We start from the raw sequence: 20,553 nt of genomic DNA, 5'->3' as shown, positions 1-20,553 counted from the left end.
TTTTATATCTGTTAATTCACTTGAATAGTAACCTGCATAGTAGTTTGCCCAATGGCCAAACTACCGATGTCCCAAATACCGGTTGCTGCATTAAACGTTCCTTGCTGAGGTGACGCCAGTAGTAATGAACGATTGTTAGGTATAGGTACTTTGACTTTAACCGCTGGAGCTACATCTGGCCCGGCATTTTTCACCGTTACAATATAAGTTTGTGTTTCTCCCTTAGCGTTCGTTTGCTTAGTAGGGGAGACAGAAACACTAACATCAGCTGTCAAACACAATTTAGGAGTCAGGGTTACTAAGTAATCCTGATAATTACTAGCGGTAGCAAATACCCGGACAGTGTAGGGCTGATCCACTGTTGGATTAGGCAGGGTATTTACCAATGTAAAGGGAGCAGCGGTCAAACTGGTAGCCGACGTATAAGCCGGACCAGTATAAACACTTCCTGCCGAATAACCTACTCTAGTTGCACCACCTGAATAAGAAGTCAGCGTCAGCATTCCGTTTATATTGACCCCTCCTGTAACTGAGCAGGTAGGTTGTGTAACTGTAATAACACCTGTTGGTACACAATTAGCATCTTGTTTGGTAGCATCTTGACTTGTCCCTACGGCTTGACCACTACTACCTGCTACAATTGGTATTCCATTGGCGGCTACTCCCCCTGCCAAACGGCCGTTGGCATCAACTTGACTATTTGTAAATGCGGTCCCACCTTCGATGGCATCGGAGCAGCCGTCTCCGTCAGAATCGAGATCTAAACTGTTGACAATGCCGTCACCATCAATGTCGCAAGAGCTAGGATCTACGCTTGGATTCGTCATAGTCAGAACCACTTCGCGGGTGTCTGGCCCCCAAATTCCGCCATCGAGGGTATTCTGGCCCTGAATGTGTAGAAACTCAATGCGAGTGGCTCCTGTGAGATTGCCAAGGTTGATAGAGGCTTGGATGCTTCCCTCGGCAAAGGTGGGGCCAGCCATAGTGAGAATCTGTGCACCCGATTGGTTATAAACGTTTATCGTTGCTATGGATTTGATACCTTCACCATTACCTAGGCCACCAGTGTCATAATAGAGCTTCAGAACCGCATTCGTGCCACTCCACGCAGCATTCAAATCGAATACCCACCGATCATGAAAGTTATCTCCCGGTGTCATTTGCCAATCAATTCCAGAGTTGATGTTACCATCAATCACGTTGGAAAACGATCCACCGCTAGGCTGGATCGGAACACCATTTTTGTAGGCGACAAAGTTGGTGAAAGCTATACTCGATGGGGAAGGCACACACTCCGCCGTATCCAGAATCCCGTCGTTATCATCGTCCAAATCAACCGAATCATCAATACCATCTCCATCACTATCTACCAGTATTGCTCGTGCGCCCTGTATATAGTTTTGGTGAGGTGGAGGAGTCGTTTTTATTGGCACTGTCTCCCCTTGTAGGGAGAATACAACTATACAAAACAGCATCAGTAGCAATGCTCTCCATTTTGTCACGGTTTGTAAAAAAGTATTCATATCACTTATTGTTAATTCATTAGTTCATATTTAAAAGGACTATTGGGACGCCTGGGCAACTCAAGACCAAAAGCTTTACGGACTTCGGGAGAATCGCCCCATCGCAGATGCAACCGCTTCAATCTTTCACCCATAGAATACCTCAGTCCGAGGTACGCTTCGATGGGGTAAAAATCAGGGAGTAGGTTCAGTCCCCCGTCAAACCCACACCGGGAGTCGGGAGGGTACGTACGCAGGGATAAATGGCTATCGCCAAGTGCTTCCCACAACACGGGAGTTCCTAAACCGTCTCTACTCGATGACGTAGCCGCCAAGGGGAGAGTTTGCGTACAAAGTGCCGCGTTGTTGCCGACACCGGTTTGGCAAGCAGTCCGGGCTTGAAATGCCCAGACCAGAAGGAACAGCACTATTCCTTCCATACTTTCGAGCCTCCTTGCTCTGACAAAGAATGTCCGAACTATCGATAATTGATCCGTCCTCATTTTTATTTGTGTAGGTTCTATTTCCTTCCGGTACAGGGACAAGAACTGTGCGCATCCTGCCATTGAGGGCAGCGAAGGGTGATTTTAAACATTCAATGGTGAGATTTGTTTCCCGGAAAATTTCTGCCGGAAAAGGGAGGCTTCTCTGCAATTTCCCTGCCAAATGATTGCCCGGCAGCGGGAAGCTTTCGGTCGAGGCAGGCAACCAAAAACGCTACACCCCAAGGTCTAAACGCAACAGATAAAAAAGGGGCAGGCTTCGCGCCTACCCCCTGCAAAATAGGGCTGTATGTGTAAAAAAAGGGGGTAAGCCAATCGGCAATTTGCCGGTTTTATTGATTTTAGGCCGCCTAAGTACAGTTCCCGCTTCGCTCAAGCGTACTGGCTTTCAGAGGCTGCATACAGATTTCATCTGCCGGTTCCGTTGCTTATTGCTTTCATCAATTCTCTTACAAAAGGGCTGTTGGGTCGTTTGGCCAACGCCAGACCAAACGCTTTCCGGGCTTCAGGAAGCTCGCCCCGCCGCAGATGCAACCGTCCCATGCTTTCGCCTATGGGATACATCAGTCGCGGAGGCTCGTCGTAGGCAATCGCCTTTTCTAAATCCAGTGCCTCTTTCCAAGCCAAGTCGTTGAAGGGTTTGGTTGGGTCTATATTGTCGATCCAGCCGGCCAACTCGTAGCGGGCCATGCTCAGGATGTCGTAGGTTTCGTTGATACTTTTAAATTCTATCCCCTGCGGATGCTTCATACCCTCCTGTTCAAAGAGCTGCATTTGATGCGTCAATACCCCGCCCCGGGCCGTTGCCTGTGCTATATCACCCCGTTGGACGGCCTCCATGCCCCGACAGTACGCCTGCATTCCCTGTAAATACAACCGCACCAGCGGATTGGTCAGCGGTACATCCAAGCTATTGAGCCAAAAACTGATTTTCTCATCGGCCTCGGCAAACTCCCGAAATCGAATATGAACCAAGGCCGGTAAAATGCGCCCCTCGTAGAGCAGCATCAGGGCCGAGCCGTCCTGCGGAGTTTGGCGGCTTAGGGTGATGTTGGCATACTGCCGGGCGGCCTCCAACGCCTTGGTCTTTTCCCCCAATTCACTGCAGGCTACGGCCATATAGTGCAGGTTGTGCATGTAGTTTTGGTCGGCCGCGTAGGGAATATTTTCCGCTTTGTGGTAGGCCACTTCCTGCCGGTGTGCTTTCTCAAACACAGCCACGGCCTTGTCATACCGACCCTCCAAAAAGTAAATATGACCCGGCATGTGCGTAATGTGCGAAGCTCCCGGAGCCGTGGCCGGCATCCGTTCGGCCAGTGTTTTTACGGTTTTAAAATCCGGACGAACTTCCATGACATGCACGTAGTAGTGCTGCAATCCGGTATGGTGAGGGAAACGCACTAAACTGCGTTCCAGAAATTCCTTTACTTCATCGCTGCTTCTTAATCCGTCGTCCGTACGCACATTCTGGCGAAGTACAATGGCGACAAAGGCCAACACTTCGGGCTCCTCGGGAAAGCGCTCGGCTAAGTCCCGAAATACGGGAACAGCCTCATGAATCCCTTGGGTGACAAGTACCTCGGCGGCACGGATAAGGGCTTTCTCCAGGTCACTGCTCTGCTGTTGCAATGCCTTGGCTTGGGTGATGGCCGTATACCATACGCGATTGTCGTTGCCCCCAAATCCGGGTTGACACATGGCAATGCCCCAATACCCCATGGCACAGGTTGAATCCAGACAAACTGCCTGCCGAAAGGCGCGATACGCTTCGATGTGCCAAAAATCGTGCAACAGGTTCAGGCCTTGGTCAAACCAACGTTGGGCGTCGGCACTGCGGGTAGTAATGGGTAAATGACTCTTGCCGAGTCCTTCCCGCAGCACGGGAATCCCTAAACCGTCTATACTCGACGTAGCCGCCAAAGGGAGAGTTTGCGTACAAATCGGTGCGTTGGTGTCGGCAGTAGTTCGGCGGTTTGTTTGGGTTTGACACGCACTGACCAGCAGGAGAAACACCATCCCTCCAAGACTTTGCAGGCTCCTTGCTCTGACAAAATGCGTCCAAACTACCGATAATTGATCCGTCCCCATTTTCTTTACGTGTAGGTTCTATTTCTTTCCGGTACAGACACAAAAACTGTACGCATCCTGCCATTGAGCGCAGTGAAGGGTGATTTAAAACACTCAATGGTGAGATTTGCCTTTTTAATCCCGGTCAGAAAAGGGAGGCTTTCCTGCAATTTCCCAACCGACTCATCCCCCGGGGTACTTACAGAGAAGGTCAGAAAAAGGCAGATCAAGAAAAACGATTAGATTTGGCTATAAACCCGATGGGCTACTGTGGTGCCAGTATTCTATAATTGACAGCCACTGAAAGCACAAAGTGGATTGTTTTTCCAACAATTGATATAGTAGCAAACTCGATGTTCCGGGTTATCCTTTCTGTTCACTAAGGTATTTTTCAAAATGGGGGCGAATCATTTAGCTAAAGGCTTAAACCTGATGACGCACCTGTACGACATTGGAAATTCGGTCTATGAATTGTCTCAGCATAACCAAACTAACTTCACCAATATTAGTGATTATGCGGAAATAAAAGTTAAACTGATGCGCGAGCCTTATCTTTGAGGTTATACAAAAAATGATAAATGAACTATTCAGAAATACGTACTAATCAGACTCAGTTCCTATCCCTGACGAGCTTGACCATATCTGAGTTTGATTATCTATGCTCAGAGTTTGATATAGATTGGCAAAAAATACTATCGTTATCATACTTTAGAAGGCAGAAAGCGAGCTTTTCCTTCCTATAATGAACATGGCAATTCTGAATTACCGGGTACATCTACTAAGTTATTTTTTCTACTTAACTATCTAAAATCTAATAATTTACAGCAGCACCAAGCAGCTAATTTCGGTATTTCACAAAGTAAAGTTTCTCGTGCAAGTAGCATTCTATTGATGGTACTAAACCAGACCTTGAAACGGCTTAGTCTGAGTATAAGTGTCCCTATGAGGCAGACAGTTTAAAATTAGAGAAAAATGTTTAATTTTGAACTGCTATGAAAAAAACGAAATTTACCGAGACACAAATTGTCGCGATCCTTAAGCAACAGGAAAACGGCATCCCCACCAAGGAAATTTGTCGCCAGAACGGCATTTCTGAAGCCACGGCACCGGCCGCCCGGTTTTTACAATTGGAACAGGGTCGCCTGAGCGAAGCAAGTATGGCGGCATGGAATCATCCGATGTCAAACGCTTGAAAGAATTGGAAGAGGAGAACAGCCGGCTTAAAAAAATGTACGCTGATTTAGCGATGGATAATCAGATCCTCAAAGAGTTATTCGTAAAAAAGGGTTGGGCTCTGCCGCCAAAAAGCAATTAACACAGGAGTTGATTGAAGAGCACCAAATTGCGGTGAGCAGAGCCTGTAAGATTCTCAATTTGAATCGTTAACAGTTCTATTATACTACTCAAAGAGATGATAGTGAGACGATTGAGACATTACAAGCGTTGGCATTTAAGCCGCATCGGCGGTCCGAATCCGACCTACGGGTTTCGAAAGCTGTTTGCCTACTTAAGAAAATCAGGCAAGCAATGGAATCATAAAAGAGTCTATCGTGTGTACAAGCTTTTACAGTTGAACAAAAAACGAAAAGGCAAGCGTAGACTGCCGGACAGAGTAAAACAACCCCTACAGCAGCCGGCAGCTATAAATGTCAGTTGGAACGGTCCGCCGTAGCGGTATGGATTTTATGAGTGACAGTATGGTGGGAAACAGAAAATTCAGAACACTCAATGTTATGGATGATTATTCAAGAGAAGTGTTGGCTATTGAACTGGGCAGCCCGCGCTGTTGACACTTCTCTGTCATCTAAAAGAGTAATCCGAACCTTAGAGCGGGTCATTGCAGAGAGGGGGATGCCTAAATCAATCAGAACCGATAATGGACCGGAGCGGCCCGCCGCAGCGGTTTACCTCCAAAGAGTTCGAGTTATGGTGCTTGGACAAACAAATAGAGATTCACTATATTCAGCCGGGAAAGCCCACGCAAAATGGCCGCGGCGGCGGACCGCTATATTGAGCGGCTTAACCGAATTTACAGAGAAGCTGTATTGGATGCATATTTGTTTTTCGACTTAGAGCAGGTAAGACAATTGACCGCTGAGTGGATGGAAGAATATAATCACCGACGCCCGCACGAAAGTCTGGGAAACCTTACGCCCGAAGAATGGAAAAACAGGCCGCTAGAAGAAAAAAATACACCAATTACTGCTGTCTGAGAAACGGGGTACTTACAGAGAGAACTCGACAAAAACAGCCTGGAGGTTTTTCCTATACCCGGCTTTGGGGCAGTAGAGATTGGAAAGCACCGTTTTTATACCGGTTTTAACGGTAGCCCTGAAGAAGTAACGGCATCACCACGATTCGTCTTGATTTGGCAGAAAAAGGGCGATCAATGGAAAGTAGTGAAAGTGGTCAGCTACGGACATTAGTTTCAATAACACAGAAGCGTGGAACCGGAAATACCGATGGTAATCCGAATGGGTTTTTAAAAGCTATATTTACGCAGAAACGGGTGACCGTTTGACGAAAAATGAATTTCTATGCATAGCCGTTTTTTGACAACACTGCGAACAAAAGAGCTTCTTGCAATAACTAAGGTTTCGTGGTGGCTGAAAGCCAAGCCATGAAACCCTAGTTATTAGCGGCCGGGCTTAGTCTTTATGCGAATTTCTTTTTTGCTTCGTCACTTACAGGAGTAAAAAAGTTTATCAAATTCCCATCCGGGTCACGAAACAGTAAAGAACGATTCCCCCAAGGCATTGTAGTCGGCTTCTGAACAATTTCACTTGTTAAACCTTTAATCACTTCGTAATTATCATCTACATTCTCAACAAGGAACTCTATGATAATACTTCTGTTATTCACAGGTTCTGCAACGTCATCTCCGAAAAAAGCCAATGTTCGTGTACTTCCAATTGCCAAGGTAAAAGAATCAGATATAACCTCTGCAAAGTCATCGGTTGCCCATTTGGCGGTTATTCCTGTTGCATCCTCAAAAAATTGAACCAATCGCTTTATGTCAGCTGTAATAATTCTTAATGATACTAACTTTACGTTACCCATCTTTCTTCTTGCTTTAAATTAATAATAGCACAAAAGTAGAATGGCATTATGACAACGGTATGTCAGGTATACTAAAGTTTTTTTCTTTAATCTCCAAAAAATCTTTTAATGTTAGTTTGTGTGGTTCAAACGAAATTTCAAGTGGTTCTATTTTTAAAATTCTATCTAATCGGAACATACGGTAATCATTCCTTAATAGGCAAAAAGCAACAACCAACCAACTCTCCTGTAAATTATAGTAGAAAGCAAATGGCTCTATGTTGCGTATAGTTTTATCATTATTTTGCACTGACTGATAGGTAATTTTCAAAACCTTAAAATCTGTCAAAGCATTTTGTATCAAGGCCAATGAATTACTTGTATTTCTGTTTGGCATTACAGGACTGACAGCAATTCTTTTGGAAAGTAATTCAGCCTTGTTTTTTGTTGAATATAATAAAACAGCCTTTATTTTGTTGATTGCTTCTGTATATTCTTTTATGAGAGAACTATCACTGTTTTTTTGAACCAATTGTTCCACTGTTATTAAAGCATTTGCTTCACTTTCGGTAAACATCACCGGCGGAATTCTATATCCTTCCATTAGTGTATATCCTTTTCTTTCTTCTGCAATTATCGGCACGCCTGCCTGTTCCAATGCTTTAATATCTCTATAAATTGTCCGAACACTTACATCAAACTTTTTGGCAAGCGTTAATGATGTAACGATTCTCTTTGTTTGTAGAATTGTTAGTATAGCTGTAAGTCGAGAAAGTCTTTTTATATCGTTATCCTCCATTTTTACTTCATTTCATATAGGTTTGGTAGTGTTGTAGTCTTGCACTCGCAGATTGAGGGGCTGCTTACAAGACAAAATACGCAATGCGTATTTTGTCTTGTAAAAGGTAATTTATGGGCTTAATTTACTCAAAAGGCGTTCTATAGCATTGAAGTGTACTACACTGAAATCAGATAAGCATTATTCTGATTTATTATAAATCTATTACAAAGAACTGTCATTATTCATATTGTTCAATAAACCGTCGTTTTTGGAACTAACGGAAATTTTGGAGCTGTTTTCAGTTATGTACAAAGGCCAAAAACATGTTTTATAAGTACCGTAGCTGTACAAAAAACAACCGTGGTTGTTGCACAACTACTTTTTAGGCCTTGATCTCTTCCAAATAGGTTAAAAAATAAGCTAAGCTTATAAATACCAAAATTAGAATCGGTATATACAGGAGACCTGAATAGTAAAGCCTATAATGGTAACCAGAATGATATTTGAGTTTTCGTAATGAATAAGCGGTGCTTATGGCTATTACAGGCGCGACAACAAGTAGTGCTAATATTCCAAAGCTCGCCATGCCTGACCATTGCCAAGTGAGACTGTGAACAGTCATTAATAAAAGCCCGCCATAAATCCCAAAAATTAAAAATAATTGCAATTCCGGTGGATTAGCTATAGCAGCTCTCATTTTTAAAGAAAGTCGCAAATACCAGGTAATACCGGATATAACTACTATCAGATGAAGAAGTAAAATTGCAATTATTTTCATCTAAAAATATACCTTCGTTTTTGGGACCGGGAAATCAAAGTTTGATAATTTAGGGCACTGGTGTCCTATAAAAAATGTCGACTGACCTAATAATCTCCGCAAAGCATTGAAAATGGGTAAGGATTAATCGGATAATAAATCGGTGTGAGCATATAAGACTTTATTCACCAAAAATCTTTCTTACTAACTCATCATTCTCTTCAGGCTCCGCATCATTAAAGTAGTTTTCAGTGATGCTGATTGAGCTGTGATCAAGTGCATCGGAAACCTGATGCACGTCACCAATAATTTTACGGGCAATATCGGCAAAGCTGTGTCTGGCCACGTGCATCGAAAGTTTTTCATAGCCAAGCTCCTCCGCAATTTCCATTAAGCCGCTTCGAATTTTGGAATTTTTGGCATCCAACAATTTTCTGAATTTTCGAGGTTGCCAGTCTGCCTTATTAATGCCCTGTAGGAATGGAAAAATATAGTCGTCTTTACTTTGTTTGGGCTTTTGATAGTATTCCAGAATCTGCTTGGCACGTACGATCAGTTTTCGTGACCTTGCCTTTTTGGTCTTGCCCGCTTTATAGTGTAGATGACTTCCTTTGATTTGATTCCATCTCAACTGAAGCACATCGCTGACGCGCATACCCTGCAAATAATAGGAAAACAGGAACATATTCTTTGAGTCGAATTTGCGTGTCCCCTGCTTGACGATCAATGCTTCAATTTCTTCGATTTGAACGGGCTTCAGACGTGTTCGCTGTGATTTTTCTTTAGGAGCGTTATAGTCATCCCAAGGATTATCCATCGTGCGAAAATGCTTGGTTTTTACGGCATCCCTCCAAACCGTTTTCAGGAATTTCATATTGCCGTGGATCGTGTTAGCGCCATTACCGATTTTCTTCAGATAGCGCTCATAGTTTTTCAGGAATTTGTAGGTTATCTCAGGGAAGGATAAGTCGTTTTGTCGACCGTTCAAGCTTTTGCCCAGGTATGCCCTCAGTTTGTTGATGATTGATTTACGAGACTCCTGCGTCTCTTCATTCATTAGCTTAATATAGTTGTCTGCATACTCAAGAAAACTGCCACCGACCAATTCTTTTTTAAGCTACCGCTTAATTTCATTGGCACTAATAGGAATATCCTGACTTTGACTGATCAGGTAGGTTTGTTTAGCGTCGATCAGGTGTCGATACATCACCATTTTGATTTCGCCGGAAAGCCGATGCGATTTGCGAACCTCCTTTCTTTCTTTGTTCCAGTCATCAGCTTTTACTGAATAACCAATGTCAACATACTTGTGTTTTCGGTTCTGAGTAATGCGAAGCAGGATCTTCCGGGTGCCGTCGGCGAGTACATAACTGCGAAGAACAAAGGTAAAGGTTATGGCGTCCATTTCTGTGTAACATTTATTGTTACGTAATGTATCGTAATGTGACGTAAAATAAATAAAAAACGCCTTAGAAGCTAATCTAAGGCGTTTTTAAGTACATTACGCTACACTACGCAGGCGATTCTGTGACCCGTAGGGGAATCGAACCCCTGTTTCAACCGTGAAAGGGTCGTGTCCTAACCGCTAGACGAACGGGCCGACTGGTTACATTGTTCGCTGCGTTGGTGAAACGTGGTGCAAAGGTACGTTTCTTTTTGATAGTGTCAACAGTCTCACTGCATTTTTTTTGAAAAAATTATGCAAATTATTGATAATCAGTACTTTTGAAAAAAAAAATTTTTGATTATACTATTATACAATTTGGACAATTGAATGTTTTTTAAGCTGAATGATTCCTAAATATTTATCCAGCTCCAAATAGCTAAGGATTTGATTACTAATAAATTGCAGGCCACATCTAAAGGTTGATACTGCCGGATATTCATTCCCATTTTTGTACTTTATAACCCTGATTTTTTGTGTTTTTTTCTGAATAATACCTTCTCTGATTGATAAAACGTAAGCAACAATTACCAAACTAATCATTAATTTAATCTTTTTGAGGTCATTTAAAGACATATCTTCTAAATTGAATCCATTCGTTTTTAGATGCTTAAAGCAGTAGTCGATTCTCCAGCGTTTAGCATATTGCTTGCCAACCCTTTTCTGGTATAAAATATTAGTAATGAGATAAATAAAAGGTTCGTCTTTGTTGGCTGAACGCCACATCTCTATCTTATATTTATCCAGTCCTAAATCGAAAGTTGCCTGTGAATCCCCTTTCTTCAGAGCCTTTTTTTCTAATTTATCATAAGAATGACCACTGGTTTCTATGGCTTTTTTATACTTCCCTTTACGTAGCCGTATGACAACATTACGCCTTTTACCTGAGCAGCCAGAACTAAAACGTGTACTTTGAATCTGCCAATTTTCCATTCCGTATCGTCCAAAAAAATTATCGACTTCCTTAATAAGCGTTTGTAAAACCCATAGTAGCAAATTAATGAATAATCCGGTTGCATTGTATCTGTCAAAAAATCGTATTAAGCGCTTGTAATAACTTCCCGAATTTAAGCCTTTTAGATTGCTTATTTGAGCCATGTCGTCTTTCATCTTATAAAGATTAGTCGTCTTACTTTTCAACAGACCTGTCAGAAGCATAGTTACATTTTCCACCATGCACTTATGGTAGTTGCCTTTGATTGTACTACGTTTGTCATAGAGAGTCATTTGTATTTTTTGTTGTTTGACCACTACAAAACTCGACCTTTTGACTCTCTTTTTCAATTCCTTAGTTTAAATGGTATAGCAGTATTATTTTTGATATTTATTATGCAAGAATGGAAAAGCCGATTAGACACTTATTGAAGAACCTTAGTTTTAGTGTAAAAGGGAGTTTGTGGATTGAAAGTACCGATGAGCGCTTCTTAGGACCGGGACGAGTCGAACTTCTGGAATATATTGATGAAATGGGCTCTATTAACAAAGCTGCGAAGCAAATGGGGATGTCTTATAAAAAAGCTTGGGAGTTGGTCAATTCACTTAATTCTCAATCGGATGTTCCGTTAGTGATAACTCAGACAGGCGGAGAAAAAGGAGGAGGCGCGGTCATAACAAAAGAGGCAAGAGAATTGATTGCATTTTATCATCGGTTAAGGCAGCGATTCCAAGTTTTTTTGGAGGAAGAAACAAATCAACTTAATAATAATGACTGTTTATAATGTACTTAACCTTGACAGTTAAATAAAATTTTCTACTTTTGCACCCACGATCGGGATATAGCACAGCCAGGTAGTGTACTTGTCTGGGGGGCAAGGGGTCGTGGGTTCAAATCCCGCTATCCCGACTTGATAATCAAGCAGTTACGTTAAATCGTGACTGCTTTTTGTTTTTAGTTGCACCACAATTTGCACCACAAAGCAGGATATTCATTTGTGCAAGCTGGGATCAAGTATAGTCTTACATTAAAAATTACTGTTTTTAATAGGCTTAAGCAATTAAGTAGAAGGTTTAGACTAAGATTTGCTCTTATAAACATTCCAGTTTAGAATTCTAATTTACAAATTGCTTAAACTTTGCCACTTCCTAATTGATTTTGCGACAGATGTGTAGGGTTAATTCCTGTTGCATTGTGGCAATCGAGCACCTGTTAAGTTCGCACCTGTTAAATCGTATCTTTACAAATCATTATTCGATAATTTGGCTCCTGTTAAGTTAATCTTTTTTAAATTAACTCCTTCTAAGATAGAATACATCAGATTTGCTCCTGCTAATTTAGCTTCTGTTAAACTAGCGTCACTTAAATTAGTTCCTCTTAAATCAGCGTTCAATAAATTAGTTCTTGTTAAATCAGCACCTGTTAAGTTCGCACCTCTTAAATCAGCACCTGCTAAGTTCGCACCTCTTAAATCAGCACCTGCTAAGTTCGCATTTGATAAGTTCGCACCTCTTAAATCATATCTTTGTAAACCATTATTCGATAAGTTTGCTCCTGTTAAGTTAATCTTTTTTAAATTAACTCCTTCTAAGATAGAATACATCAGATTTGCTCCTGCTAATTTAGCTTCTGTTAAACTAGCGCCCCTTAAATTAGTTCCTCTTAAATCAGCGTTCGATAAATCAGCTCCTGCTAAATCAGCATTCGATAAGTTCGCACCTCTTAAATCAGCACCTGCTAGGTTCGCACCTCTTAAATCAGCACCTGTTAAGTTCGCATTTGATAAGTTCGCACCTCTTAAATCGTATCTTTGTAAACCATTATTCGATAAGTTTGCTCCTGCTAATTTAGCTTCTGTTAAACTAGCACCCCTTAAATTAGTTCCTCTTAAATCAGCGTTCAATAAATTAGTTCTTGCTAAATCAGCATTCGATAAGTTCGCACCTCTTAAATCAGCACCTGTTAAGTTCGCACCTCTTAAATCAGCACCTGTTAAGTTCGCACCTGTTAAATCGTATCTTTGTAAATCATTATTCGATAATTTGGCTCCTGTTAAGTTAATCTTTTTTAAATTAACTCCTTCTAAGATAGAATCCATCAGATTTGCTCCTGCTAATTTAGCTTCTGTTAAACTAGTGCCCCTTAAATTAGTTCCTCTTAAATCAGCGTTCGATAAATCAGCTCCTGCTAAATCAGCCCCTTTTAAATTTGTTCTCTTTAAATCCGCACCTATAAAGCTAGCTCCTTTTAAATTAGTTCCTATCATGTAAGTATCCGCTAAGTTGGCATCAGTCAAGTTGGCTCCTTCTAGATTAGCGCTTATTAAGTCTGCTTTTGTTAGATAGGATTCGCTCAAATTAGCCTTTTTTAAATTAGCTCTAATTAAAAGAGCTCCAGTCAAAAGAGTTCTTGATAAATCAGCTCCCATTAAATCAGCATCTCTTAAATCAGCTCCTGATAAATTAGATCCCATTAAATCAGCTTCCCGTAAATCAGCCTTTGATAAATCAATTCCAACCAAGTCAATCTTTCTTAAGTAAGTTCCTTTTAAATTTAATAAGCCCTTATTTTTAAAGGCTAACATATTAATTAGCATAGAGAAATCTCGTAGAACAATTTGTGAATATGGAAATTCTTTATAATTTACTCTTAAATATACAGATATAAATCCATAAAAAACTCTGGCAGATTGAGATAGTACATCCTTATTTGCATCAGGGTAATAAAATTCTGCACCTATTAAGCTAGGCAAACTATCGCTCATTCTTGAAATCAAAATCTCTGATAATTCTCTAATCGAGTTGTCTAAGACTCTATCTTTTTTAAAGTCGTTTATTAAATCATACAAGTAATTTATGATTTCTTTTGTAAGAAAAGCTTTACCATTAAATAGATATGTTATGCTCTTCAATATATCATCAACTGAGTTTTCTGCTTCAATAAAAATAGTTTTTATTCGATACCAAATAGCTTCTGCCACCAAATATTCGCCAAATGTCTTATGTAAAAACTCTACAGCAAATTCATTTTGGTTCAATTCTTTAAAATAAAAAGCAAGTAATAAATCACGAAAATCAGATTGGTTCTTAAGATTCCACTTTTCTTGAATGATGGTTGGGATATACTCGGCACTTAAACAATCCTTTTTCTGCTTAAACATGGCTAAGGCTAGCTCATGAAGGACTTGTCTTAAATCATTCGAAGATTTGATATATTTATTAAGTACGGCATGTTCACTTCTGTTTTCCCAATTGCGCTCTATTAAACGGTTAAATAATTCATTGTAAATTTGTGAAGCATTGTTACTTTGTCCGGGACGAAAATTTAAATTCGCCATTATATGTAAAATAATGGCCTGACGCACTAAAGGAAATGTCGCAGGATTCCGATTAAGCTCTGCTAATTCTTCAGCTTCTAAGTGATAAGAGACATTAGGATTAAGATTGTATTTGTTTATCCAAAGCTGTTGATCCTCTAGCTCAAATTCGCTTAAAGTCCAAGCACAAATTCCATTATTAAAAAGATGGTATACACTCACCTCTTTTCGAGAGGTAATAATCAGCTTTTTAGGCGCCCCTACCCAATTAGTTTGGATGGCAAATTTTTGTAAAAACTCATCTTTGTCTTTATTGTGAATTTTCTCTAATTCATCTAATCCATCTAAAATTAATACTGCATCTTCAAATCCATTTTTTGGGAGTGGAATATATTTTTGATTATACCCTTGTTGTGCCATTTCGGTCTTTAGGGCTGAAAATGGTTCATTTCCATAAAATAATTCTATTCTTTGTATATCTCGAATGCGAAAAAAATAAACTGACTCTCGATCAGCTATTTCATACAGTAAGCGTGAACAAAAAGAGGTTTTTCCCTGGCCAGGGTCACCCAAAATGATTAATATATTATTATGCCTTTTAGATATTTCTACCTCTCCAGTTATCCATTTCACAACAGTGTCGCAAAGGGGCTTTTCGTGAAATTTTTCATTGAATCTGTATGTTTCTATAATCCTTGGTTCAATATAAATATCTTTTAAACTAATAGCCCCTTCAACTAATTGCCCTTTTTTTGTATAAAAACTACGGAGGTACTCTTTATATTCTGTAAAAGGTGTATGGGCAGGTTGGCTGGCATAAGCAATGAGAGCCTGAGCATAATCATTTCCAAGCTTTACACTACCTGGCTTTTGTGCTTCACGATAAGCATTGTAAATTGCCAAACCGGATTTATCCCCATCAGTAGATACAGGCAGATGTTTAGCTGCTTCAGGAAAACGGCGTAAATGAACTACTAGTTCGGCATGTTGATTGGGACGTAATTTCTTTCCTTCATTCTCTGCCTCATATCTATCTTCAACTTTTTTCCATAATTCATTAAACTCCTCACCTCTAAACTCAACGCTTCGACTTGTGTTCTTATACATAATATCAGGCTAGATAAAACTAGGTAAAACTAGGTTAGAGATGGTTACAACTACTTCTCTCAATTTTGTATCAACCATTTGCGCAATTGGGAGTCATATCTTTTAACATTCATAAATGTATAAAACAATGAGTATCCTTTTTATTCGCCTGCTAAGAATTATTTTTATCGTATTATATGGCATCGAATTCACTACGATTACCATTATTACTTACAATCTTTTTAACATGTGCCTGCTCACTGTTTCAATTATACTTGCTTTCTTCATTTTTTTGAGTATTTTAATGACGTGCGAGATTCTTGATGATATATTTCAATTGCAAACATTCGCCTATCAACAACACAGACTTTTGGTTGGAATGAAAGCGGTATTGATTATTACTATGATTGGTTTTGTATGGTTTCAGTATAAAAAAGCTCCCCATGACTTACACTTAGTGGCAGAGTTATATGTGATTTTTTTAATTGAGGTGAGCATTTTTGTAATTGTTCAACTAAAAAAATATACTTATCGCTCACGAAAAAGAAATATAAAGGGGCTACTTTAATAATCATTAACAAATACTATGAGCAGACTTTCTTTCTGCTTATAGTATTTGTTAATATCTGATGTGCTTTAAAATAGTTTACACAATCCATTCTTATTCATACTGGTTTCAGTTTACAACGAACATAACCAGTCTTGCCATTTACTATGTTTTGAGTATTAATTTACTTATCCTTTTTATGTGTAAATCCAAAAGAATAGTAAAGAGCAACCATATGGACATATAAACTCCTGATTTTTGTTAAAAACTTGAGAAATCTGAGTCCTATTACAGTATAAATATCGTTCTCATCCCTCCATTCCATTTAAGAAAGTATCTACATAGCCGACAATCTTATCAATGATTCTTTCGCCTATGGTCTTTCGTTCCATAAGTTTGGGCTTTACGCCTAAGATTTTGATAACGTCGTCTCTGAGCAGTTTACGGTCGGAAAACAGGTAGTCACTGAGAATGCCCTGCAAACCTTCGGGGTTTAGTTTTTCTTCCTTCCAAATCGCTTCAAATCCTTTTTGGCGTTCGGATTCTTCAAACTCCCTTTTTACAGCAACTTTTCAAATTTTAGATTTACTGCAAACTTTTAAGAGTTGCTAACATTCAACTTACATTAATGATTTTATTAGTTTGATGAAAAATCTCAAATAGACAAGTCAGCTATTAATAAACTTGACAATTTACTAAAGAGCAGGTCTTTTTGCCTTGAACCAACAAGGTAGAAGTCGAGTAACTGGCTAATTAATTAGGAATAAATATAAAACATGTTGGTAGGAAAAGATTGAATACCATTAACCTCCATACATTTATTACTCGCTACGAATTGAACCTGAAAACAAAAACAAGCCAAATATCTTTTCTCTATGATGATTCAGGAATTTTTTTTCTGGTTGAAAATAAGGGTCAACGGGAGTGAATATTTTTTTGCCATTATATTCCATAAGTTCAGAATCTTTCATTTCTTCATGAACTATAATTTTTAAGTCATCACTCAGGGTAATTAAACCTTTGTCAAAAGCCCAATGCATATCTCTACATAATGCAATCCCGTTGCAAGGTAAAAATGTTCCAGCCTGCGCCTTTGGTTGAATATGAGCTGCTTCAAGATTTAATAAATTTTTGTGGCGAATAACTTTTCCAGTAATAGCACATTTATAGTTATAGGCATGTAAAACAAAATCTCTAAAACTATCAGATCTAAAAAGGCTAGCGCCTCTTATATCTTCTATGTTTTGCTCTTCACTTGCTAAAACTTCATTCTGTTGCTCAACTGCAACTTTCATTACTTCTTCAGGAATAACTACAACTGTTTCGTCGATATTTACTTTTCTTTGAGGAATATAATGCAACTCTCCTGTAAATAAAGCATGTTCGCCTTTAATTGAGGAGCTTGCAATTATTGCAGATAAATCATTATAAAAAGCCTCAGTAGAGTTAAATCTATATAGAATATAAACAGGGATTGGAGTTTCAGTTTCAATTTTCTCAAAAACTAAAATATCATTAACGTGAAAATAACTTCTGCCAGGGTCAAGATTTTTGTTAAGATATAACCTAAATTCATCCCTTGTTCCTCCATAGACATTGTATTTGTCATTGTGATAAACAAACGTTGAATAAATTTTTGTATTGCTAAATGGAGGAATTATAGGAATAAGAACATTATCATTGGTTACTGTTTTTGATAAAAATGGAAAAAAATCATGGTATGCTTTTGTAATATAGAGGTATCGGCCTCTTGAAACAGATCCGTCAGCTTTTGGGCTGCCTAACTCTTGGCTACCTAATTTTTTTATATAGAAACTTCTCATTATGGAGCTTTATATATGAAAATCCAAACTATAATTAGTGTCATCAATTCTATTAATTGTAACTGTAGTTCTGCCATAAGTAATCAAATCTCCAAGGTTTATTCTGTGATTGGGTGCAAGTCCTAATCTATTTCTAAAATATATGCCTAAAGTATCTTTGTGAGGGTGTGATGAGATCTGTTTTGGATAAAGATTACCTGTTATTTTATCTGGCAAATTTCCTTCAAATAACCCTTGCATTACAACACCATCGTCCCAATGGAAAGTAATTACAGTTTGCTGCGGAGATTTAGGACTAAAAAGTCCTGGATTATTTCTTATTGTTCTGATGTGAATTGGTATATATGCATCATAAGGTCTGGTATGATTCATTAAATTTGAACCCCAATTCAGGCCAGCAGTTCCATGAACTTGACCCGTTTTTGTTAGAAGTGTAATGTCTGGCATATTATGTAAAATATTTATTTGAAAAATCACTCAGAGCTAAAGCAATAGCATTAGCAAATTTTGGAGGTACTGCATTTCCAATCATCTTATACTGATCTGAAAGGCTTCCCGTAAATTCAAAATCATCGTCAAATGATTGAAGTCTGGCTGCTTCACGTACAGTAATACTTCGGGCTTGGCTCGAATCTGGATGTATATGTCTTAAACCGTCCTTATATAAATGAGCAGGAATAGTATTACTTGGTTTACCCCATTTTAGTACATGATATTTGTGAACATTTGTACGTTTTCCAGTAGTTTCAAAATACAGCTCTTTTAAAGATTCAGCTGAGGCAAACTTATTCTGGCCACTTTCTATATCTTTTGCCAACAATTCAAAGGTTTCAATATCTCTTTTATTATGCATCCGAGGATCATGGTTTGCAATTTTACATGTTTCATAAGTATGTGAATACTTCCTACTCTTAATTTTTACAACTTCTTTTAATGGAAATAACTTAGGTAGATCATTGATTGCATCTCTTACAGTTACAACTTTGGAATATTTGTATTTAGGTAAGATTGATTTATAAAAATCGTCCAATGCAACCTGTGGATGCGCTTTCATGGATTTAGTATTTATACCTAATATTACAACTCTTTTTCGCACCTGCGGGACCCCATAGCTTGTACAATCAATTAAAGCATTAGCTCTTAAATCATTTGTTATTTCATACCCCTTTTCTCTAAATGCCTCAGTAATTCTTTCAACTATAGATATACCACCAGGAGTAGCACTTAAAAGGCCTTGAACGTTTTCAAAGATAAAAGCCTTTGGCTGAAAATAATCAACTACTTTTAAATAACTTTCAAACAGAAAGTTCCTATAATCATCATTCATTCCATTGGCATCTCGTATTCTGCCAGCTATTGAGTAGGCCTGACATGGCGGACCACCTATTAATAAATCTATTCCCCCATGTTTTTGGATAATTGAATCCAACCCTATATGTGAATTATAAACGGGATCATTATTCCATCCCTTAATTAATTCATCTGTTCTTTGTATATCAAAGTGAAATACAATATCGTTTGCATTTTCATACTTCCATTTATTTTTCAGTCTTTTTGTTAAAGTCTTACAAGGTTCTTTTTCCCATTCAACACAAGCAATTGTTTCATATAAATCTGTTTGTTCAAAGCCGTCTGACAATCCACCACAACCTGCGAACAAATCAATAAGTTTAATTTTCTTCATTACTTTTACTCAAATAAGTTGATAATTTTTTAGCAATATGAAATCCTAGTAAAGGAGGAACCGCATTCCCTACCTGTTTATTTTGTTGGGTTCGGTTCCCAAAAAAAATAAAGCTATCAGGAAATGATTGAAGCCTTGCATTTTCTCTAACAGTAGGCACTCTATTATATTTATAATGAAAATGATTCCTATGTCCAGTATCAATAGTCTTAGAAGGTTTATTACTGTGGTATCTTGTCCATGCTTCATTAAATTTTCTACTATCACCTACACCTGGAGGCAAATCTTTATGGTTTCCACCTTCTGGAACTTGTGATATAACATTTATTACATGATCGGTGTGTTTTGTTGAAACGTGGTTATATAAAATTTTTGAACCATTTCTCATAGCTTGTTGGTACTGCGTTTCTGCCTGCTTGTCATAAATATCTTCCTCTTTGCCATATTCATTGACCCTTTCGGGTAAATCTGAAATTGCATTAGATGTAGTATTATATCTATCAGGAGTAAGAACTTCTTTAGGAAAATCAAATTTCCCAAACTGAGCATTTAGTCCAACGAAAAAAATTCTTTTTCTTATTTGTGGAACCTCATAATCTGGCGCAAATAATACTTTGTAGTTGCTCGTAAAATTTAACCTCTCAAATTCCTCAAGAATAGCATCTTTAGCGTGCCCATTGTAAAGAGTTGCAAGCCCGGGGACATTTTCAATAATTATTGCTTTGGGGTTGATTCTCTCAGCAAGTTTAAATACTGAGTAAAATAATTTATTTCTGTCATCATCCTTTTGTCTGGCACCTGTTAATGAAAAGCCTTGACATGGGGGACCAGCGATAATTACATCTATTTGATGACCTTTGATTTCATTTATTATATCGTCTATTGCTTTATCTTGATGAAGGTCTGCTAAAAGTATTTTAGAATTTTTATGATTGGCTTTGAATGTATCCAATGCGGCTTTATCATTATCAACTCCTAGTACAACATGAAAACCTGCTGATTCAAATCCATAAGAGAAGCCACCACAGCCAGAAAAAAGATCAATAACTTTTAATTTGTTTTGCATTACT

18 protein-coding genes, 2 tRNA genes and 2 pseudogenes are annotated in these 20,553 nt (G+C 38.8%); 6 read left to right on the top strand and 16 right to left on the bottom strand.

Going from position 1 to position 20,553, the window contains the following annotated elements:
* Positions 1-11: 11 nt before the first annotated feature.
* The 3 genes from ACQY73_RS29220 to ACQY73_RS29210 form a co-directional block, all read right to left on the bottom strand.
* Positions 12-1,523 carry a DUF11 domain-containing protein gene (locus ACQY73_RS29220; protein WP_428657712.1) on the bottom strand — a complete coding sequence of 504 codons (1,512 nt, stop codon included), beginning with the start codon at positions 1,521-1,523 and terminating at the stop codon, positions 12-14.
* An 11-nt stretch (positions 1,524-1,534) separates the two neighbouring features.
* Positions 1,535-2,005, bottom strand: a complete 471-nt coding sequence (locus tag ACQY73_RS29215) for a hypothetical protein (protein ID WP_428657711.1) — start codon at positions 2,003-2,005, stop codon at positions 1,535-1,537.
* A gap of 408 nt (positions 2,006-2,413) precedes the next feature.
* Positions 2,414-4,093 (bottom strand): hypothetical protein, encoded by a 1,680-nt coding sequence (locus tag ACQY73_RS29210; protein WP_428657710.1) that lies wholly within the window; start codon positions 4,091-4,093, stop codon positions 2,414-2,416.
* 411 nt (positions 4,094-4,504) lie between these two features.
* On the opposite strand from ACQY73_RS29210, the gene ACQY73_RS29205 reads away from it, so the two are divergent.
* The 3 genes and pseudogenes from ACQY73_RS29205 (at position 4,505) to ACQY73_RS29195 (ending at position 6,285) form a co-directional block, all read left to right on the top strand.
* Complete coding sequence (locus ACQY73_RS29205; RefSeq protein ID WP_428657709.1) at positions 4,505-4,630, top strand: hypothetical protein; 126 nt, start codon at positions 4,505-4,507, stop codon at positions 4,628-4,630.
* Positions 4,631-4,750: 120 nt separating this feature from the next.
* Complete coding sequence (locus ACQY73_RS29200; protein WP_428668556.1) at positions 4,751-5,032, top strand: transposase family protein; 282 nt, start codon at positions 4,751-4,753, stop codon at positions 5,030-5,032.
* Positions 5,033-5,064: 32 nt separating this feature from the next.
* Positions 5,065-6,285, top strand: a pseudogene (locus ACQY73_RS29195) (IS3 family transposase).
* A 442-nt stretch (positions 6,286-6,727) separates the two neighbouring features.
* Here ACQY73_RS29195 and ACQY73_RS29190 read toward each other — a convergent pair.
* The 7 genes from ACQY73_RS29190 to ACQY73_RS29160 form a co-directional block, all read right to left on the bottom strand.
* Entirely contained in the window at positions 6,728-7,132 is a 405-nt protein-coding gene (locus ACQY73_RS29190; protein WP_428657708.1) for a VOC family protein, read from the bottom strand.
* A gap of 46 nt (positions 7,133-7,178) precedes the next feature.
* Positions 7,179-7,910 carry a helix-turn-helix transcriptional regulator gene (locus ACQY73_RS29185; RefSeq protein ID WP_428657707.1) on the bottom strand — a complete coding sequence of 244 codons (732 nt, stop codon included), beginning with the start codon at positions 7,908-7,910 and terminating at the stop codon, positions 7,179-7,181.
* Positions 7,911-8,274: 364 nt separating this feature from the next.
* A complete protein-coding gene (locus ACQY73_RS29180; protein WP_428657706.1) occupies positions 8,275-8,589 on the bottom strand; it encodes a hypothetical protein in 315 nt (104 codons plus the stop codon).
* A gap of 241 nt (positions 8,590-8,830) precedes the next feature.
* Positions 8,831-9,754, bottom strand: a complete 924-nt coding sequence (locus tag ACQY73_RS29175) for a tyrosine-type recombinase/integrase (protein ID WP_428657705.1) — start codon at positions 9,752-9,754, stop codon at positions 8,831-8,833.
* Between the two features lie 12 nt (positions 9,755-9,766).
* Positions 9,767-10,054: an Arm DNA-binding domain-containing protein gene (locus tag ACQY73_RS29170; protein WP_428657704.1), complete on the bottom strand. Its 288-nt coding sequence runs from the start codon at positions 10,052-10,054 to the stop codon at positions 9,767-9,769.
* 123 nt (positions 10,055-10,177) lie between these two features.
* Positions 10,178-10,249, bottom strand: a tRNA-Glu gene (locus ACQY73_RS29165).
* A 153-nt stretch (positions 10,250-10,402) separates the two neighbouring features.
* Complete coding sequence (locus tag ACQY73_RS29160) at positions 10,403-11,320, bottom strand: transposase (protein WP_428657703.1); 918 nt, start codon at positions 11,318-11,320, stop codon at positions 10,403-10,405.
* Between the two features lie 110 nt (positions 11,321-11,430).
* Between ACQY73_RS29160 and ACQY73_RS29155 the strand changes: the two genes are divergently transcribed.
* Together ACQY73_RS29155 and ACQY73_RS29150 are read left to right on the top strand one after the other, a co-directional pair.
* The gene (locus ACQY73_RS29155) at positions 11,431-11,811 is read left to right on the top strand and encodes a winged helix-turn-helix domain-containing protein (protein WP_428657702.1); all 381 of its coding nucleotides are present in this window, start codon (positions 11,431-11,433) and stop codon (positions 11,809-11,811) included.
* A gap of 51 nt (positions 11,812-11,862) precedes the next feature.
* A tRNA-Pro gene (locus ACQY73_RS29150) sits at positions 11,863-11,936 on the top strand.
* Between the two features lie 331 nt (positions 11,937-12,267).
* On the opposite strand, the gene ACQY73_RS29145 is transcribed toward ACQY73_RS29150, so the two are convergent.
* Complete coding sequence (locus ACQY73_RS29145) at positions 12,268-15,450, bottom strand: pentapeptide repeat-containing protein (protein ID WP_428657701.1); 3,183 nt, start codon at positions 15,448-15,450, stop codon at positions 12,268-12,270.
* A gap of 127 nt (positions 15,451-15,577) precedes the next feature.
* Here ACQY73_RS29145 and ACQY73_RS29140 point away from each other — a divergent pair, with 127 nt between their 5' ends.
* Positions 15,578-15,997, top strand: a complete 420-nt coding sequence (locus ACQY73_RS29140; protein WP_428657700.1) for a hypothetical protein — start codon at positions 15,578-15,580, stop codon at positions 15,995-15,997.
* A 287-nt stretch (positions 15,998-16,284) separates the two neighbouring features.
* Here ACQY73_RS29140 and ACQY73_RS29135 read toward each other — a convergent pair.
* From ACQY73_RS29135 to ACQY73_RS29115, 5 genes and pseudogenes are all read right to left on the bottom strand, one after another.
* A pseudogene (locus ACQY73_RS29135) lies at positions 16,285-16,521 on the bottom strand (type I restriction endonuclease subunit R, EcoR124 family); the annotation flags it as partial.
* Between the two features lie 276 nt (positions 16,522-16,797).
* The gene (locus ACQY73_RS29130; protein ID WP_428657699.1) at positions 16,798-17,799 is read right to left on the bottom strand and encodes an HNH endonuclease; all 1,002 of its coding nucleotides are present in this window, start codon (positions 17,797-17,799) and stop codon (positions 16,798-16,800) included.
* A gap of 9 nt (positions 17,800-17,808) precedes the next feature.
* Positions 17,809-18,246 (bottom strand): hypothetical protein, encoded by a 438-nt coding sequence (locus ACQY73_RS29125; RefSeq protein ID WP_428657698.1) that lies wholly within the window; start codon positions 18,244-18,246, stop codon positions 17,809-17,811.
* Position 18,247: 1 nt separating this feature from the next.
* The gene (locus ACQY73_RS29120; RefSeq protein WP_428657697.1) at positions 18,248-19,483 is read right to left on the bottom strand and encodes a DNA cytosine methyltransferase; all 1,236 of its coding nucleotides are present in this window, start codon (positions 19,481-19,483) and stop codon (positions 18,248-18,250) included.
* On the bottom strand, positions 19,470-20,549 hold the full coding sequence (locus tag ACQY73_RS29115) for a DNA cytosine methyltransferase (RefSeq protein WP_428657696.1): 1,080 nt from the start codon (positions 20,547-20,549) through the stop codon (positions 19,470-19,472). Before ACQY73_RS29115 ends, ACQY73_RS29120 begins: the two co-directional genes overlap by 14 nt.
* Positions 20,550-20,553: the final 4 nt, after the last annotated feature.

Origin of the sequence: Runella sp. (assembly GCF_965279615.1) — a bacterium.
In the GTDB taxonomy this organism is placed as follows: Bacteria; Bacteroidota; Bacteroidia; order Cytophagales; family Spirosomataceae; genus Runella.
Note: the sequence above shows the minus strand (reverse complement) of the source record. Positions and strands in the feature narration are given on the sequence as shown.

Coding starts and splice junctions, on each gene's coding strand:
- ACQY73_RS29220 (WP_428657712.1), bottom strand. CDS start 1,523: ATGAATACTTTTTTACAAACCGTGACAAAATGGAGAGCATTGCTACTG.
- ACQY73_RS29215 (WP_428657711.1), bottom strand. CDS start 2,005: ATGAGGACGGATCAATTATCGATAGTTCGGACATTCTTTGTCAGAGCA.
- ACQY73_RS29210 (WP_428657710.1), bottom strand. CDS start 4,093: ATGGGGACGGATCAATTATCGGTAGTTTGGACGCATTTTGTCAGAGCA.
- ACQY73_RS29205 (WP_428657709.1), top strand. CDS start 4,505: ATGACGCACCTGTACGACATTGGAAATTCGGTCTATGAATTGTCTCAG.
- ACQY73_RS29190 (WP_428657708.1), bottom strand. CDS start 7,132: ATGGGTAACGTAAAGTTAGTATCATTAAGAATTATTACAGCTGACATA.
- ACQY73_RS29185 (WP_428657707.1), bottom strand. CDS start 7,910: ATGGAGGATAACGATATAAAAAGACTTTCTCGACTTACAGCTATACTA.
- ACQY73_RS29180 (WP_428657706.1), bottom strand. CDS start 8,589: ATGAGAGCTGCTATAGCTAATCCACCGGAATTGCAATTATTTTTAATT.
- ACQY73_RS29170 (WP_428657704.1), bottom strand. CDS start 10,054: ATGGACGCCATAACCTTTACCTTTGTTCTTCGCAGTTATGTACTCGCC.
- ACQY73_RS29160 (WP_428657703.1), bottom strand. CDS start 11,320: ATGACTCTCTATGACAAACGTAGTACAATCAAAGGCAACTACCATAAG.
- ACQY73_RS29155 (WP_428657702.1), top strand. CDS start 11,431: ATGGAAAAGCCGATTAGACACTTATTGAAGAACCTTAGTTTTAGTGTA.
- ACQY73_RS29145 (WP_428657701.1), bottom strand. CDS start 15,450: ATGTATAAGAACACAAGTCGAAGCGTTGAGTTTAGAGGTGAGGAGTTT.
- ACQY73_RS29140 (WP_428657700.1), top strand. CDS start 15,578: ATGAGTATCCTTTTTATTCGCCTGCTAAGAATTATTTTTATCGTATTA.
- ACQY73_RS29130 (WP_428657699.1), bottom strand. CDS start 17,799: ATGAGAAGTTTCTATATAAAAAAATTAGGTAGCCAAGAGTTAGGCAGC.
- ACQY73_RS29125 (WP_428657698.1), bottom strand. CDS start 18,246: ATGCCAGACATTACACTTCTAACAAAAACGGGTCAAGTTCATGGAACT.
- ACQY73_RS29120 (WP_428657697.1), bottom strand. CDS start 19,483: ATGAAGAAAATTAAACTTATTGATTTGTTCGCAGGTTGTGGTGGATTG.
- ACQY73_RS29115 (WP_428657696.1), bottom strand. CDS start 20,549: ATGCAAAACAAATTAAAAGTTATTGATCTTTTTTCTGGCTGTGGTGGC.